This is a genomic window from Citrobacter sp. Cpo089 (assembly GCF_030332695.1).
In the GTDB taxonomy this organism is placed as follows: Bacteria; Pseudomonadota; Gammaproteobacteria; order Enterobacterales; family Enterobacteriaceae; genus Citrobacter; species Citrobacter portucalensis.
On the sequence record NZ_JAOWHJ010000048.1, the window covers coordinates 15,393 to 32,975 of the forward strand.

The 17,583-nt window shown below is 51.7% G+C and carries 14 protein-coding genes; 4 read left to right on the forward strand and 10 right to left on the reverse strand.

Annotated features, from left to right (window positions below; genetic code table 11):
• Together thiG and thiH are read left to right on the forward strand one after the other, a co-directional pair.
• On the forward strand, positions 1-771 hold the full coding sequence (gene thiG, locus OGX92_RS08725; protein WP_240389570.1) for a thiazole synthase: 771 nt from the start codon (positions 1-3) through the stop codon (positions 769-771).
• Positions 768-1,901, forward strand: a complete 1,134-nt coding sequence (thiH, locus tag OGX92_RS08730; RefSeq protein ID WP_148362590.1) for a 2-iminoacetate synthase ThiH — start codon at positions 768-770, stop codon at positions 1,899-1,901. The genes thiG and thiH overlap by 4 nt, the downstream gene beginning before the upstream one ends.
• A 119-nt stretch (positions 1,902-2,020) precedes the next feature.
• Here the strand turns inward: thiH and cspG are convergent, their stop codons facing one another.
• Positions 2,021-2,233 (reverse strand): cold shock protein CspG, encoded by a 213-nt coding sequence (cspG, locus tag OGX92_RS08735; RefSeq protein WP_003033098.1) that lies wholly within the window; start codon positions 2,231-2,233, stop codon positions 2,021-2,023.
• Positions 2,234-3,326: 1,093 nt separating this feature from the next.
• Between cspG and OGX92_RS08740 the strand changes: the two genes are divergently transcribed.
• Both OGX92_RS08740 and OGX92_RS08745 read left to right on the forward strand, forming a co-directional pair.
• Positions 3,327-3,632: a PTS sugar transporter subunit IIB gene (locus tag OGX92_RS08740; RefSeq protein WP_003033102.1), complete on the forward strand. Its 306-nt coding sequence runs from the start codon at positions 3,327-3,329 to the stop codon at positions 3,630-3,632.
• A gap of 4 nt (positions 3,633-3,636) precedes the next feature.
• The gene (locus tag OGX92_RS08745; protein WP_003826916.1) at positions 3,637-3,954 is read left to right on the forward strand and encodes a PTS lactose/cellobiose transporter subunit IIA; all 318 of its coding nucleotides are present in this window, start codon (positions 3,637-3,639) and stop codon (positions 3,952-3,954) included.
• A 101-nt stretch (positions 3,955-4,055) separates the two neighbouring features.
• On the opposite strand, the gene rpoC is transcribed toward OGX92_RS08745, so the two are convergent.
• From rpoC to tuf, 9 genes are all read right to left on the reverse strand, one after another.
• Complete coding sequence (rpoC, locus tag OGX92_RS08750; protein WP_003826919.1) at positions 4,056-8,279, reverse strand: DNA-directed RNA polymerase subunit beta'; 4,224 nt, start codon at positions 8,277-8,279, stop codon at positions 4,056-4,058.
• 76 nt (positions 8,280-8,355) lie between these two features.
• A complete protein-coding gene (gene rpoB / locus OGX92_RS08755; protein ID WP_286586447.1) occupies positions 8,356-12,384 on the reverse strand; it encodes a DNA-directed RNA polymerase subunit beta in 4,029 nt (1,342 codons plus the stop codon).
• A gap of 320 nt (positions 12,385-12,704) precedes the next feature.
• A complete protein-coding gene (rplL, locus tag OGX92_RS08760; protein ID WP_003033114.1) occupies positions 12,705-13,070 on the reverse strand; it encodes a 50S ribosomal protein L7/L12 in 366 nt (121 codons plus the stop codon).
• Positions 13,071-13,136: 66 nt separating this feature from the next.
• Positions 13,137-13,634 carry a 50S ribosomal protein L10 gene (gene rplJ, locus OGX92_RS08765; protein ID WP_001207203.1) on the reverse strand — a complete coding sequence of 166 codons (498 nt, stop codon included), beginning with the start codon at positions 13,632-13,634 and terminating at the stop codon, positions 13,137-13,139.
• Positions 13,635-14,048: 414 nt separating this feature from the next.
• Positions 14,049-14,756, reverse strand: coding sequence for a 50S ribosomal protein L1 (gene rplA / locus OGX92_RS08770; protein WP_003033119.1), 708 nt, complete (start codon positions 14,754-14,756; stop codon positions 14,049-14,051).
• Positions 14,757-14,759: 3 nt separating this feature from the next.
• Positions 14,760-15,188, reverse strand: coding sequence for a 50S ribosomal protein L11 (rplK, locus tag OGX92_RS08775; protein ID WP_003033122.1), 429 nt, complete (start codon positions 15,186-15,188; stop codon positions 14,760-14,762).
• 154 nt (positions 15,189-15,342) lie between these two features.
• Positions 15,343-15,888, reverse strand: a complete 546-nt coding sequence (gene nusG, locus OGX92_RS08780; protein WP_003033125.1) for a transcription termination/antitermination protein NusG — start codon at positions 15,886-15,888, stop codon at positions 15,343-15,345.
• Between the two features lies 1 nt (position 15,889).
• On the reverse strand, positions 15,890-16,273 hold the full coding sequence (gene secE, locus OGX92_RS08785; protein ID WP_003033128.1) for a preprotein translocase subunit SecE: 384 nt from the start codon (positions 16,271-16,273) through the stop codon (positions 15,890-15,892).
• 230 nt (positions 16,274-16,503) lie between these two features.
• Positions 16,504-17,583: elongation factor Tu (gene tuf / locus OGX92_RS08790; RefSeq protein ID WP_108361594.1), on the reverse strand; the 1,080-nt coding region annotated here is incomplete at its 5' end.

Consider the following 17,583-nt stretch of genomic DNA (forward strand, 5'->3'; position numbering starts at 1 on the left):
ATGTTACGTATTGCCGACAAAACGTTTGATTCGCATCTGTTCACCGGCACCGGGAAATTTGCTTCATCGCAGCTGATGGTCGAGGCGATTCGCGCCTCCGGCAGCCAACTGGTAACGCTGGCCATGAAGCGCGTGGATTTGCGTCAGCACAACGATGCCATTCTGGCGCCGCTGGTAGAAGCTGGTGTGACGCTGTTGCCCAACACTTCGGGGGCAAAAACCGCTGAAGAGGCGATTTTTGCTGCCCAGTTAGCGCGTGAAGCGCTGGGCACAAACTGGCTGAAATTAGAAATCCACCCGGACGCCCGCTGGCTGTTACCCGATCCAATAGAAACATTGAAAGCTGCAGAAGCACTGGTGAAAAAGGGCTTCGTGGTACTTCCTTACTGTGGCGCAGATCCGGTGCTATGCAAACGGCTGGAAGAGGTTGGTTGTTCGGCGGTGATGCCGCTCGGCGCGCCCATCGGTTCTAATCAGGGGCTGGAAACCAAAGCGATGCTGGAGATTATTATCCAACAGGCGACCGTGCCGGTGGTGGTTGATGCAGGCATCGGCGTCCCCAGCCACGCCACACAGGCACTGGAAATGGGTGCCGACGCAGTGTTGGTCAACACGGCAATCGCGGTAGCCTACAGCCCGGTGATGATGGCAACCGCCTTCCGTCTGGCCGTTGAAGCTGGCTTGCTGGCACGCCAGGCGGTACCAGGAAGCAAAAGTTCGCAGGCCAGCGCCACCAGCCCGTTAACCGGATTCCTGGAGGCCTTCGCATGAAAACGTTCAGCGACCGCTGGCGACAGCTGGACTGGGACGACATCCGCCTGCGCATCAACGGTAAAACCGCCGCTGACGTGGAGCGCGCCCTCAACGCTTCGCATCTTAGTCGCGACGATCTGATGGCATTGCTCTCTCCTGCTGCCGCCGATTATCTGGAGCCGCTGGCGCAGCGGGCGCAGAAGCTCACCCGTCAGCGTTTTGGTAACACGGTGAGCTTTTACGTGCCGTTGTATCTCTCCAACCTTTGCGCCAACGACTGCACCTACTGCGGTTTTTCGATGAGCAACCGTATCAAACGCAAAACGCTGGACGAAGATGAGATAACACGGGAGTGTGCGGCTATCCGTGAGCTGGGTTTTGAGCATCTGCTGCTGGTCACCGGTGAACATCAGGCCAAAGTGGGGATGGATTACTTTCGTCGCCATTTGCCTGCCATTCGCCGCCAGTTCGCCTCTTTACAGATGGAGGTACAGCCGTTGTCAGAGGCTGAATATGCAGAGCTGAAGACGCTGGGGCTGGATGGCGTGATGGTGTATCAGGAGAGTTATCATGAGGCAACTTACGCTCGTCACCATTTAAAAGGGAAAAAGCAGGATTTCTTCTGGCGCCTGGAAACGCCGGACAGGCTGGGCCGCGCAGGGATCGACAAAATCGGTCTTGGCGCGTTAATTGGTTTGTCCGATAGCTGGCGGGTTGATTGCTATATGGTGGCAGAACATCTGCTGTGGATGCAGCAGCACTACTGGCAGAGCCGCTATTCCATCTCCTTCCCTCGCCTGCGCCCATGCACCGGAGGCGTTGAGCCTGCATCGATCATGGATGAGCGACAGTTGGTCCAGACCATTTGCGCGTTTCGTTTACTGGCGCCAGAAATTGAGCTGTCGCTCTCCACCCGCGAATCGCCATGGTTTCGTGACCATGTGATCCCGTTGGCGATCAACAACGTCAGCGCCTTCTCAAAAACCCAGCCCGGTGGTTATGCCGATAACCACCCCGAACTGGAACAGTTCTCCCCGCACGACGATCGTCGCCCAGAAGCCGTTGCTGAAGCACTCATGGCCCAGGGTTTACAGCCCGTGTGGAAAGACTGGGACAGCTATCTGGGGCGCGCTTCACAGGTGCCGTAGGTCAGGAGCAATCGCATAAACAAAAAAACCCGCTTTCGCGGGTTTTTTCTTCACTGGCACTTAACTGCTCGGGCTCTGGCCTTCATCGCTATCGTAAGCGTTCGTGAAATTATCGGCGATTACAGCGCGACAACGTTAACAGCAGACGGGCCTTTAGCGCCATTCTCCACGGAGAACTCCACCTTTTGACCTTCGTCTAACGTTTTAAAATCGTTACTCTGGATAGCGGAGAAATGTACAAACACATCCTTACTACCGTCCTGAGGAGTGATAAAGCCGAAGCCTTTATCAGAGTTAAACCATTTTACTAAACCAGTCATTTTGTTAGACATAGATACTTCCTTTCATGTTTTTGAGCCGCTTATGCAGCGAAGATGGCCTGTTTTGCAGAAATTAACTTATGGGGCACTTAGGGAGGAGGCTCATGAAGAAGAGTATCTGAGGATAACGCTTGAACTGAGAACTGCTTTACTAAAACTGCTTGCATAAGGTCTGTGTTCCAAACCGATACCGCTATAGTAGACCTACTTCTAATCATTAAGCAAGCATTAATTTTTTTAATGCCCACTGAGTGATGCAATGTTGAACCATCGCGGCCAAGCATCCTGGATAACAGCTTGATCTACAATGAACAAAAGCCCCGACTATTGCAGTCAGGGCTTTACGTTACTACACACTTCAAATTTAACATTAATAAACTTAACGATTTAATACTGCTGATGGTACTACTTTAAAATGTACACGTTTACTATAGATAATATTGGATATTGATACTAACTAAAGCTTTCCTCTATTTACCGTTAAACACATTCCACCCGCTTGATAATAGAACTCAAGGCTGGTGACCTAAACAAGTACACTTCCCCTCGCGACATATACTCTTTGATGCGTTGCCTTATTTCTCTCGTGATAACCAAAAAAGAAGAAATCACGAACATTTACTATTAAATCATGGCGTTACATCGTCGCGTTTTACTGATTTTTTGCGATTAGATATATCAACTACGTGGCCTGAAAGCATTGTCGAGGTGAAAAAATAGCGTTTTCAGCATCGACTATCCCATACAAAAAATACTTCGTGGCCTTTATCGCAAACCCCAATCAAGCTCTACTAACACTTACTACGTTAACAGCAAACTACAATTTCTCCGCTGTTAAGTATTAACATACGGGTTTAAAAAACGCTGTCAATACTGTTTTTTATAACATGTATTTATTGACAGTAATTATATATTCCAGCATGTGATAAGCGAGTCAAAAAGCCGCTGGCCCTGGTCCAGATCGCAGGGTTCTGCCTCTTTTTGTAACCGGTTTCAGAAAAAGCGGCTTTCTTTGTGATGCCTTGCACACATTCGTTGCAAAGCAGTTGTTGCTATAGCTGGCTCGCGATAATTATCAATTCACACATGTTGATCGAGACTGCTTATGAAAAACATCGTTTTATGCTGTGCCGCCGGAATGTCCACCAGCATGCTGGTGCAAAGGATGAAAGATGCCGCCCAGAAAAAAGGCGTCGACGTCACCATCAAAGCCGTCCCGGTGGCCGAGTTTGAAGAGAATATCGCTACAGCGGATATCGTTTTGCTCGGTCCACAGGTTAAGTATGAACAGGCCAAGCTACAGGCGATCGCCGACCCACTAGGCAAAAAGGTCGCCGTTATCGACATGATGGATTACGGCATGATGAAAGGCGATGCGGTACTGGATAAGGCGCTGAAACTACTGGAGTGATGGTATGGAAGAGTTAGAAACGATCATCATGGAGTTATTGGTAAACGCTGGCGCTGCACGCAGCCAGGCCCTGACGGCACTGCAACTGGCTCGTAAGGGTGATTTCTCCGCTGCAGAACAAGCAATGACGGAATCACGCGAGTACGTCAAACAGGCACATAAAATCCAGACCCAGCTGATCGGCATTGATGAAGGTACCGGCAAACTACCGGTTAATCTCATCACCGTTCATTCGCAGGACCACCTGATGAATGCCATGGTGATTCAGGATCTGGCCGGCGATATGATTGAGCTTTATCGGCGGTTACCACCGGTAAATTAATGACACTGCCGGATGGTTTCGTAGACCTGATAATCGCCATCAGAAATAACATAGACATAAAAAAACCCGCCGAAGCGGGTTTTTATTATGGTCGGCAACGATTAATCGTTGTCAGAACCGCCCAGGCCTGCGTTCAGCAGTTCTGCCAGGCTGGCAGACGCATCTTCAGCAGTTACCTGCGGTGCAGCTGGCAGTTCGCCCGCTGCGCGACGACGCATACGATCCTGGTGGTACGCATAACCAGTACCTGCCGGGATCAGACGACCCACGATGACGTTCTCTTTCAGACCGCGCAGTTCATCACGTTTACCTGCAACAGCTGCTTCGGTCAGGACACGCGTGGTTTCCTGGAACGATGCTGCAGAGATGAAGGACTCGGTTGCCAGAGACGCTTTGGTGATACCCAGCAGATCGCGGGAGAACGTTGCACCCACTTTGCCGTTCGCTTCCAGCTCGCGGTTTGCGATCTTGACGCGGGAGTATTCAACCTGCTCGCCTTCCAGGAAGTCGGAGCTACCAGCGCTTTCGATGGTGGCTTTACGCAGCATCTGACGAACGATAACTTCGATGTGTTTATCGTTAATCTTAACACCCTGCAGACGGTATACGTCCTGAACTTCGTTAACGATGTAACGAGTTACAGCATGCACACCACGCAGACGCAGGATGTCGTGCGGCGCTTCCGGACCGTCGGAAACCACGTCACCACGTTCTACACGTTCACCTTCGAACACGTTGAGCTGACGCCATTTCGGAATCATCTCTTCGTACGGTTCGCTACCGTCTACCGGGGTGATGACCAGACGACGTTTACCTTTGGTTTCTTTACCGAAGGAAATGATGCCGCTGATTTCAGCCAGGATTGCCGGCTCTTTCGGACGACGTGCTTCGAACAGGTCCGCAACGCGCGGCAGACCACCGGTGATATCCTTGGTACCGCCGGATTCCTGCGGAACACGCGCCAGGGTGTCACCAGAGCTGATCTGTACGCCATCTTCCAGCTGAACAATCGCTTTACCCGGCAGGAAGTACTGAGCAGGCATATCGGTGCCTGGGATCAGAACGTCGTTGCCCTGAGCATCAACAATTTTCAGTGCCGGACGCAGGTCTTTACCACCCGCAGTACGCTCTGCAGAATCCAGAACCACCAGAGAAGACAGACCGGTCAGCTCGTCGGTCTGACGAGTAATGGTCTGGCCGTCGATCATGTCAGTAAAGCGGACGAAACCACTCACTTCGGTGATAACCGGCATGGTGTGCGGATCCCAGTTTGCTACGGTTTCGCCGCCAGCAACCTGTTCGCCATCACCTTTCGCCATAACGGAGCCGTAAGGCACTTTATAGCTTTCTTTGGTACGGCCGAATTCGTCGATCAGTTTCAGTTCGGTGTTACGTGAGGTGATAACCAGTTTACCGCTGGAGTTCACAACCGACTTCGCGTTGCTCAGACGGATGCTACCTTTGTTTTTCACCTGGATGCTGGATTCAGCAGCCGCACGAGATGCCGCACCACCGATGTGGAACGTACGCATCGTCAGCTGTGTACCCGGTTCACCGATGGACTGTGCCGCGATAACGCCGATTGCTTCACCTTTGTTGATGATGTGGCCACGCGCCAGGTCACGACCATAGCAGTGCGCACATACACCAAAGTCAGTGTCACAAGATACAACGGAACGGACTTTAACGGAGTCTACGGAGTTCTCTTCCAGCAGATCACACCACTGTTCGTGCAGCAGCGTGTTGCGTGGAACCAGAATATCCGCCGTACCCGGCTTCAGAACGTCTTCAGCAGTTACACGACCCAGAACGCGATCGCGCAGCGGCTCTTTAACGTCACCACCCTCGATAACCGGGGTCATGGTGATGCCTTCCAGAGTGCCGCAATCGTCTTCAGTAACAACCAGGTCCTGCGCGACGTCAACCAGACGACGAGTCAGATAACCGGAGTTCGCTGTTTTCAGTGCGGTATCCGCCAGACCTTTACGAGCACCGTGAGTAGAGATGAAGTACTGGAGTACGTTCAGACCTTCACGGAAGTTCGCGGTGATTGGCGTTTCGATGATGGAGCCATCTGGCTTCGCCATCAGACCACGCATACCGGCCAGCTGACGAATCTGTGCTGCAGAACCACGCGCACCGGAGTCGGCCATCATGTAGATGCTGTTGAAGGAAACCTGCTGCTCTTCTACGCCGTCACGGTTAATAACGGTTTCAGTTTGCAGGTTATCCATCATCGCTTTGGATACACGATCGTTCGCCGCAGCCCAGATATCGATAACTTTGTTATAGCGTTCGCCTGCGGTTACCAGACCAGACTGGAACTGCTCCTGGATCTCAGCAACTTCAGCTTCCGCTTCAGAGATGATCTCGTGTTTCTTCTCTGGGATGACCATGTCATCAATACCAACAGATGCACCTGAACGCGCTGCATATGCAAAGCCGGTGTACATTGTCTGGTCAGCGAAGATAACGGTCGGCTTCAGGCCCAAAATGCGGTAACAGGTGTTCAGCATTTTGGAGATAGCTTTCTTGCCCAGCGCCTGGTTGACGATGGAGAAAGGCAGACCTTTCGGTACGATCATCCACAGAATTGCACGGCCAACGGTCGTGTCTTTCAGGCTGGTTTTCGCAACGAATTCGCCGTTTTCATCTTTTTCGTATTCGGTGATACGCACTTTAACGCGCGCATGCAGAGAGGCCAGACCTGCGCGATAGATACGCTCAGCTTCTTTCGGGCCAGTCAGCACCATGCCTTCGCCTTTGGCGTTAACACAGTCACGAGTCATGTAGTACAGACCCAATACAACGTCCTGAGACGGAACGATGATAGGTTCGCCGTTCGCCGGAGACAGGATGTTGTTGGTAGACATCATCAGCGCACGCGCTTCGAGCTGGGCTTCCAGCGTCAGCGGTACGTGAACAGCCATCTGGTCACCATCGAAGTCGGCGTTATATGCCGCACAAACCAGCGGGTGCAGCTGGATAGCTTTACCTTCGATCAGTACCGGTTCAAATGCCTGGATACCCAGACGGTGCAGTGTTGGTGCACGGTTCAGCAGTACCGGGTGTTCGCGGATAACTTCGTCCAGGATATCCCAAACGACAGCTTCTTCACGCTCAACCATTTTCTTAGCGGCTTTGATGGTGGTGGCCAGGCCACGCAGTTCCAGCTTGCCGTAGATGAACGGTTTGAACAGTTCCAGTGCCATTTTCTTCGGCAGACCGCACTGATGCAGACGCAGGTATGGACCTACGGTGATTACAGAACGACCGGAGTAGTCAACACGCTTACCGAGCAGGTTCTGACGGAAACGACCCTGCTTACCTTTGATCATGTCGGCCAAAGATTTCAGAGGACGTTTGTTAGAACCGGTGATCGCACGACCGCGACGACCGTTATCCAGCAGGGCGTCAACCGCTTCCTGCAGCATACGTTTTTCGTTGCGTACGATGATGTCCGGCGCAGCCAGATCCAGCAGACGCTTCAGACGGTTGTTACGGTTGATAACGCGACGATACAGATCGTTCAGATCCGATGTTGCGAAACGACCACCATCCAGCGGAACCAGCGGACGCAGATCTGGCGGCAGAACCGGCAGAACGGTCAGGATCATCCACTCTGGCTTGTTGCCAGACTGTACGAAGGCTTCCAGCAGTTTGATACGCTTGGTCAGCTTCTTACGCTTGGTTTCGGAGTTGGTTTCGTTCAGCTCTTCGCGCAGAGTTTCACACTCTTGCTCCAGATCCATGCTCTTCAGCAGGGCCTGAATAGCTTCTGCACCCATCTTCGCGTCGAATTCGTCACCGAACTCTTCCAGCGCGTCCAGATACTGCTCTTCAGTCAGGATCTGTTGACGTTCCAGGTTAGTCATACCGCCTTCGATAACTACATAAGATTCGAAGTACAGTACGCGCTCGATATCGCGCAGTGGCATATCAAGCAGCAGACCGATACGGGACGGCAGAGATTTCAGGAACCAGATGTGAGCAGTCGGAGACGCCAGCTCGATGTGGCCCATACGCTCACGGCGTACTTTAGTCTGGGTCACTTCAACGCCGCACTTCTCACAGATCACACCACGGTGTTTCAGGCGCTTGTACTTACCGCACAGGCACTCGTAGTCTTTTACCGGCCCAAAGATACGGGCGCAGAAAAGGCCGTCACGTTCAGGTTTGAACGTACGGTAGTTGATGGTTTCCGGCTTCTTAACTTCACCGAAAGACCATGAACGGATCATGTCTGGCGAGGCCAGAGCAATTTTGATCGCATCAAACTCTTCGGTTTTAGTCTGCGCTTTCAGAAACTTTAATAAATCTTTCACGGATTTGCTCCCGTCGGAGTTAGCACAATCTGGCGCTGGCTGTTACGCCAGCACCAGTGACCTGTTTGATCGAGAGTTACTCGTCTTCCAGCTCGATGTTGATACCCAGCGAACGAATCTCTTTCAACAGTACGTTGAAGGATTCCGGCATGCCTGGTTCCATCTGATGGTTGCCGTCCACGATGTTTTTATACATCTTAGTACGACCGTTCACGTCATCAGACTTAACGGTGAGCATTTCCTGCAGGGTGTATGCTGCGCCATATGCTTCCAGCGCCCACACTTCCATCTCCCCGAAGCGCTGACCACCGAACTGCGCCTTACCACCCAGCGGCTGCTGAGTAACCAGGCTGTAAGAACCGGTAGAACGCGCATGCATCTTGTCATCAACCAGGTGGTTCAGTTTCAGCATGTACATGTAGCCAACGGTAACCTGGCGCTCGAACTGCTCACCGGTACGACCGTCGAACAGTGTGATCTGACCGGAAGTCGGCAGGCCACCCAGCTGTAACAGTTCCTTGATTTCAGACTCTTTCGCACCGTCGAATACCGGCGTTGCGATCGGCATACCTTTTTTCAGGTTTTCAGCCAGACGCAGAACTTCTTCATCGCTGAAGGTATTCAGGTCAACTTTCTGACGAACATCTGAACCCAGATCGTAAGCACGCTGGATGAACTCGCGCAGTTTCGCGACTTCCTGCTGCTGTTTCAGCATGGCGTTGATCTTATCGCCGATACCTTTTGCAGCCATACCCAGGTGGGTTTCAAGGATCTGACCGATGTTCATACGCGATGGTACGCCCAGCGGGTTCAGTACGATATCTACCGGCGTACCGTTAGCATCGTGTGGCATATCTTCGATCGGGTTGATCTTAGAGATTACACCCTTGTTACCGTGACGACCTGCCATCTTATCACCAGGCTGGATCCGACGTTTAACCGCCAGATAAACCTTAACAATCTTCAGCACGCCCGGTGCCAGATCGTCGCCCTGAGTGATTTTACGGCGTTTCGCTTCGAGTTTTTTCTCGAATTCGTGTTTCAGTTCGTCGTACTGCTCAGCCAGTTGCTCCAGCTGATTCTGTTTCTCTTCGTCGGTCAGGCCGAGTTCTAACCAGCGGTCACGCGGCAGTTTGTTGAGCTTCTCAGCTTCAACACCACCGGAAACCAGCACAGCGTAGATACGGCTGAACAGGCCAGCTTCGAGGATCTGCAGTTCTTCAGACAGGTCTTTTTTCGCCTGCTTCAGCTGCATCTCTTCGATTTCCAGCGCACGTTTGTCTTTTTCTACGCCATCGCGAGTAAAGACCTGAACGTCGATAATCGTACCGGAAACACCGTTTGGCACGCGCAGAGAAGAGTCTTTAACGTCAGACGCTTTCTCACCGAAGATTGCACGCAGCAGCTTCTCTTCTGGCGTCAGCTGGGTTTCACCTTTCGGCGTTACCTTACCAACCAGAATGTCGCCACCGGTCACTTCCGCACCGATATAAACGATACCGGATTCATCCAGTTTGGAGAGCGCAGCTTCACCCACGTTCGGGATGTCAGCGGTGATCTCTTCTGGCCCCAGCTTGGTGTCACGGGACACACATGCCAGTTCCTGAATGTGGATGGTGGTGAAACGGTCTTCCTGGACAACACGCTCGGATACGAGGATGGAGTCTTCGAAGTTGTAACCATTCCATGGCATGAATGCCACGCGCATGTTCTGACCCAGCGCCAGTTCACCGAGGTCGGTGGACGGACCGTCAGCCAGCACATCACCACGTTCAACCGGCTCGCCCAGAGATACGCAAGGCATCTGGTTGATACAGGTGTTCTGGTTAGAACGGGTGTATTTGGTCAGGTTATAAATGTCGATACCTGCTTCGCCCGGGTACATCTCGTCTTCGTTAACTTTGATAACGATACGGGAAGCATCCACGTACTGAACAGTACCGCCACGTTTAGCCACTGCAGTAACACCGGAGTCAACGGCAACAGCACGTTCCATACCGGTACCAACCAGCGGCTTATCAGCGCGCAGAGTCGGAACCGCCTGACGTTGCATGTTCGCACCCATCAATGCACGGTTGGCGTCATCGTGTTCCAGGAACGGGATCAGGGACGCACCGACGGATACCACCTGCTGGGTGGATACGTCCATGTAGTCAACCTGGTCGCGGCTGAACAAGCTGGATTCGCCTTTGCTACGGCAGGTAACCAGATCTTCTACAAAGTGGCCTTCGTCATCCAGGTTGGAGTTCGCCTGAGCGATAACGTAATTGCCTTCTTCGATAGCAGACAGGTAATGAATTTCGTCAGTTACAACACCGTCGGTCACTTTACGGTACGGAGTCTCGAGGAAGCCGTATTCGTTAGTCTGTGCATACACGGACAGGGAGTTGATCAGACCGATGTTCGGACCTTCAGGCGTTTCGATTGGACATACGCGACCGTAGTGAGTCGGGTGTACGTCTCGAACTTCGAAGCCTGCGCGTTCACGGGTCAGACCGCCTGGGCCGAGTGCGGAGATACGACGTTTGTGCGTAATCTCAGACAGCGGGTTGTTCTGGTCCATAAACTGAGACAGCTGGCTGGAACCAAAGAACTCTTTCACTGCTGCAGAAATCGGCTTGGCGTTGATCATATCCTGAGGCATCAGGGTATCCAGATCGCCCAGAGACAGACGCTCTTTCACCGCACGCTCAACACGTACCAGGCCAACGCGGAACTGGTTTTCCGCCATTTCGCCTACGGAACGGATACGACGGTTGCCGAGGTGGTCGATATCATCGACTTCGCCTTTACCGTTACGGATATCGATGAGCTTCTTCATCACTTCGATGATGTCGTCTTTGCTCAGGATACCGGAACCTTCGATTTCGTCGCGCAGCAGAGAACGGTTGAACTTCATACGACCAACCGCAGACAGGTCATAGCGGTCTTCGGAGAAGAACAGGTTCTCGAACAGGCTTTCAGCAGCTTCACGAGTCGGCGGCTCACCAGGACGCATCATGCGGTAGATTTCTACCAGTGCGCTCAGACGATCGTTGGTTGGGTCAACACGTACAGTTTCAGAAATGTACGGACCGTGGTCCAGATCGTTAGTGAACAGCGTTTCGATACGCTTGTGACCAGACTGGCTCAGCTTAGCCAGCAGATCCAGGCTCAGCTCCATGTTAGCTGCGCAAATCAGCTCGCCAGTAGATTCGTCAACGTAGTCTTTAGCCGCAACTTTACCAGCAATGTATTCAACCGGAACTTCGATATGTTTGATATCGTCTTTTTCCAGTTGGCGAATGTGGCGCGCAGTGATGCGACGGCCTTTTTCGACGTAGACTTTGCCGTTAGCTTCAATGTCAAAGGAGGCGGTTTCACCACGCAGGCGTTCCGGCACCAGTTCCATCTGCAGCTTGTTGTCGCGAATTTCGAAAACAACTTTTTCAAAGAACAGGTCAAGGATCTGCTCAGTGGTGTAGTTCAGTGCACGCAGAATGATGGTCGCAGGCAGTTTACGGCGACGGTCAATACGTACGAACAGGTTGTCCTTCGGATCGAATTCGAAGTCCAGCCAGGAACCACGGTAAGGGATGATGCGCGCGTTATACAGCACTTTACCCGAAGAGTGGGTTTTACCTTTGTCGGAGTCAAAGAAGACGCCAGGACTACGGTGCAGCTGAGAAACGATAACACGCTCAGTACCATTGATTACAAAGGTACCGTTGTCAGTCATGAGCGGAATTTCGCCCATGTAGACTTCTTGTTCTTTAATATCTTTTACGGTGCCTTCCGGCGCTTCGCGCTCGTAGATCACCAGACGCAGTTTTACGCGCAGCGGTGCGGAATAGGTCACGCCACGGATCTGACATTCCTGAACGTCAAACACCGGTTCGCCAAGGCGGTAGCTGACGTATTGCAGCTCGGAATTACCGCTGTAGCTCTGAATCGGGAAAACGGAACGGAAAGCTGCTTCCAGACCATACTGCCCTTCAGGATCTTGCTCGATGAACTTCTGAAACGAGTCAAGCTGGATAGAAAGGAGATAAGGTATGTCCAACACTTGTGGACGTTTACCAAAATCCTTACGAATACGTTTTTTCTCGGTATAGGAGTAAACCATTAGGGTTCCTCAGCTCGCTGACAAGTCGACCCATCTGTCCGACGAAGGGACAGTTTGTGCAACACTATTTTGTTGACCGGAAAATCGAATACTTTCCGCAATGCCTGTTGCTATCACGCTTAAACCATTTCATTGCGATTTACACAGAACTGATGCTCTGTCGCAGTATATTAAGACGTCGATAGAAACAAGCATTGAAAGGCACAGCAGTAGTCAAACAGTGTGAAATGCTACTGGCGCCTTACAGCGCAAAAAGGCTGGTGACTAAAAAGTCACCAGCCATCAGCCTAATTTCTTAGGCTGCAACCAGAAAAGTTGGCTTATTTAACTTCAACTTCAGCGCCAGCTTCTTCCAGAGATTTTTTCAGTGCTTCTGCGTCGTCTTTGCTGATGCCTTCTTTCAGGGCAGCCGGAGCAGATTCTACCAGGTCTTTAGCTTCTTTCAGACCCAGGCCAGTTGCGCCACGTACTGCTTTGATTACAGCAACTTTGTTAGCGCCAGCAGCTTTCAGAATTACGTCGAATTCAGTTTTTTCTTCAGCAGCTTCAGCCGGGCCAGCAGCTACAGCTACAGCAGCAGCAGCGGAAACACCGAATTTTTCTTCCATTGCAGAGATCAGCTCTACAACGTCCATTACGGACATAGCGGATACTGCTTCAATGATTTGATCTTTAGTGATAGACATTTAAATTGTTCCTGAAAATCAGAATAAGTTTATACGTAAGCAGATGCTTGAGAAAGATAACTGCGATTAAGCAGCTTCTTTCGCATCGCGTACAGCAGCCAGAGTACGAACCAGTTTGCCAGCCGAAGCTTCTTTCATGGTTGCCATCAGGCGTGCAATTGCTTCTTCGTAGGTCGGCAGAGTTGCCAGGCGATCGATTTGCGATGCCGGGATCAATTCACCTTCAAAGGCTGCGGCTTTGACCTCAAATTTTGCATTCGCTTTCGCGAACTCTTTGAACAGACGAGCAGCAGCGCCCGGGTGTTCCATAGAGTATGCAATCAGGGTCGGACCAACAAACGTGTCTTTCAGGCACTCGAACTGAGTACCTTCAACGACGCGGCGCAGCAGGGTGTTACGAACAACACGCATGTATACGCCAGCTTCACGACCTGCTTTACGCAGTTCAGTCATTTTATCTACAGTTACGCCACGGGAATCCGCAACTACTGCAGACAGCGCGCCTTTGGCTACTTCGCTGACTTCAGCAACAATCGCTTGTTTGTCTTGAAGATTTAAAGCCATTAGCTTTGCTCCTGGATGTTTGCCGGAACTCATGTTCCGGAACTCACTTCACTCTCCCCAACTGAGAGAGCGTCTAAATACGGTGAGCAGAAACAAGCCAGAGTATCAGAAATAATCTTAGCGTTCTGTCACCGTCTACGCAGGGCATTAAGTTTCTTACGAAACACCTGCGGTCTTCGACGGAGGCCTGGATAGGCCAGGCTCCAACGAACAAATCTTGTCTATCTGTCGCTATTCAATCTGTGACGGCGTTGACTGCCTTCGTTCACACCAGTCACATAGTTAACTATGCTTCTGGCGATTCACTCAGTTGTCGCCTTGCCACAGCCTGAATATCTCGGATATACGTCTGCAATTAGCAGAAACGTGGGGGTAAGATTGTAGACAAAATCACCGCCCACGTAAAGGCGAATATTAGTTCGCCACAGTCGCAGTCAGACCGGACTGATCAACGGCAACACCAGCACCCATGGTGGTGGAGATGCTAACTTTCTTGATGTACACGCCTTTAGCCTGAGTCGGTTTCGCTTTTTTCAGCGCAACCAGCAGAGATTCCAGGTTTTCTTTCAGTTTGTCAGCGTCAAAATCCACTTTACCGATGGTGGTGTGGATGATGCCGTTTTTGTCGTTACGGTAACGAACCTGACCTGCTTTAGCGTTCTTAACTGCTTCAGCAACGTTAGGGGTTACAGTACCAACTTTCGGGTTTGGCATCAGGCCGCGCGGGCCCAGAACCTGACCCAGCTGGCCAACAACGCGCATTGCATCCGGGGAAGCAATAACAACGTCAAAGTTCATTTCGCCTTTCTTGATCTGGTCAGCCAGATCTTCCATACCTACCAGCTCAGCGCCTGCAGCTTTAGCAGCTTCAGCGTTTGCGCCCTGGGCAAATACGGCTACGCGAACGGAACGGCCAGTACCGTGCGGCAGTACAGTTGCACCACGTACGTTCTGGTCAGATTTACGAGCGTCGATGCCGAGGTTAACGGCAACGTCTACGCTTTCTACGAATTTAGCAGTGGCCAGCTCTTTCAGCAGAGCAATAGCTTCGTTGATGTCGTACTGTTTAGTTGCATCAACTTTGTCACGGATCACGCGCATACGCTTGGTCAGTTTAGCCATTTCTTAATCCTCCACTACCAGGCCCATGGAACGTGCAGTACCTTCAATGGAGCGAGTCATCGCTTCAATGTCGGAACCAGTCATGTCGGCAGCTTTGGTCTGCGCGATTTCCTGCAGCTGAGCGCGGGAAATTTTACCCACTTTGTCTTTGTTCGGCTTGCCGGAACCAGACTTGATACCAGCCGCTTTCTTCAGCAGAACTGCTGCCGGAGGCGTTTTGGTAACGAAAGTGAAAGAACGGTCAGCGTAAACGGTGATAACAACCGGGATCGGCAGACCTTTTTCCATGGAATCAGTTTTTGCGTTGAACGCTTTGCAGAATTCCATGATGTTCACGCCTTGTTGACCCAGTGCTGGACCTACCGGCGGACTCGGGTTAGCCATACCAGCTGCAACCTGCAGCTTGACGTAGGCCTGGACTTTCTTAGCCATTCTAAATTCCTCTAGTTGGGTTATAGCGCCTCAAGGAGGCTCCCCGTGATTAAATTCGTTTTACGGACAGGGCCCATAAAAACAAAAGGCGCGAAATTGTATTCCAATCTCGCGCCTTGTGCAACGATTAAATCGCCGCTTTTTTGATCGCTGTTTAGGCTTTTTCTACCTGGGCAAAGTCCAGTTCTACTGGGGTCGCGCGACCGAAGATAGAAACAGAGACTTTCAGGCGGGACTTCTCGTAGTCCACTTCTTCAACCACACCGTTAAAGTCAGCAAACGGACCGTCACTAACGCGAACCATTTCACCTGGCTCAAACATCGTTTTCGGACGTGGTTTATCGCCAACCTGCTGCAGACGGTTCATGATCGCATCAACTTCTTTGTCGCTGATCGGCGCCGGACGGTCAGATGTACCGCCGATAAAGCCCATCACACGCGGCACGCTGCGCACCAGGTGCCAGCTTGCGTCATTCATCACCATCTGGACCAGTACATAGCCCGGGAAGAATTTACGTTCGCTCTTGCGACGCTGGCCACCACGGATTTCGACCACTTCTTCGGTCGGCACCATGACTTCGCCAAACAGCTCTTCCATATTTTGTAACTTGATATATTCGCGCAGCGACGTGGCTACGCGGCCTTCAAAACCGGAAAACGCCTGAACGACGTACCAGCGCTTTTTAGGGGCTTCAGACATCTTAGAACCTCAGGCCAGTGATAAAGGATACCAGGCGAACCAGAATACCATCCAGTCCCCACAAGATCAGTGACATTACTGCGGTAACCGCAGCCACAATTAATGTGGTGTGCAATGTTTCCTGGCGAGTTGGCCAAATGACCTTACGGACTTCGGTTCTCGCTTCACGGGCAAAAGCAACGGTCGCTTTACCTTTTGTTGTCAACAGCGCGACACCACCCGCTGCGGCAATCAGAATCACTACGGCCAGCGCACGCAGCGGCAGCATCATGTCACGATAGAGGTAGTTGCCAACGATAGCTACAAGCAGCAATACAGCGACAACAACCCACTTCATCGCTTCCAGGCCGCGCCCGCTTCCTTGAGCTTCGGTATTCGCACTCATAAACCAACCTGTCAGAAGTATTCTACAAACATTTTCACCCCGCGTAAGCGAGGCGATCCAAACCGAAATGCTCTGGTGCGTTTCGGACTAAACGCCCTCTTCAGAGCCTGTCTCAGCAATGATTATGACAAAAAAAATCACTGATGAGCCAGGTTCTGGTGTGAAAGCGTGCAAAAAGGGCATCAAATGATGCCCTTTTATTGCGCATTGCGTCAAATGTTATTCGGCAATTAGCTCATTACTTTGGCAACAACGCCCGCACCAACAGTACGGCCGCCTTCACGGATTGCGAAACGCAGACCGTCGTCCATCGCGATTGGGTGGATCAGGGTAACAACCATTTTGATGTTGTCGCCCGGCATTACCATCTCTACGCCTTCCGGCAGTTCGATGGTACCAGTCACGTCAGTAGTACGGAAGTAGAACTGCGGACGGTAGCCTTTGAAGAACGGAGTATGACGGCCGCCTTCGTCTTTGGACAGAATGTACACTTCAGATTCGAACTTGGTGTGCGGCTTGATAGAGCCCGGCTTAGCCAGTACCTGACCACGTTCGATTTCTTCACGTTTGATACCACGCAGCAGAACACCAACGTTCTCACCAGCACGGCCTTCGTCCAGCAGTTTGCGGAACATTTCAACGCCAGTACAGGTAGACTTAGCAGTCTCTTTGATACCAACGATTTCAACTTCTTCACCAACTTTGATGATACCGCGCTCTACACGACCGGTAACAACGGTACCACGACCGGAGATGGAGAATACGTCTTCGATAGGCAGCAGGAACGGCTTGTCAATCGCACGCTCTGGTTCTGGGATGTAAGAATCCAGGAAGCCAGCCAGTTCGATGATTTTCGCTTCCCACTCTGCTTCGCCTTCCAGCGCTTTCAGAGCAGAACCACGAACGATCGGAGTGTCGTCGCCCGGGAAATCGTACTGAGACAGAAGTTCACGAACTTCCATTTCTACCAGTTCCAGCAGCTCTTCGTCATCAACCATGTCGCATTTGTTCAGGAACACGATGATGTACGGAACGCCTACCTGACGACCCAGCAGGATGTGCTCACGAGTCTGCGGCATCGGGCCGTCAGTCGCAGCAACAACCAGGATCGCGCCGTCCATCTGCGCAGCACCGGTGATCATGTTTTTAACATAGTCGGCGTGGCCCGGGCAGTCTACGTGTGCGTAGTGGCGAGTCGGGGTGTCATATTCAACGTGAGAAGTGTTGATGGTGATACCACGAGCTTTTTCTTCCGGCGCGTTATCGATCTGGTCGAATGCACGAGCAGCACCGCCGTAGGTTTTAGCCAG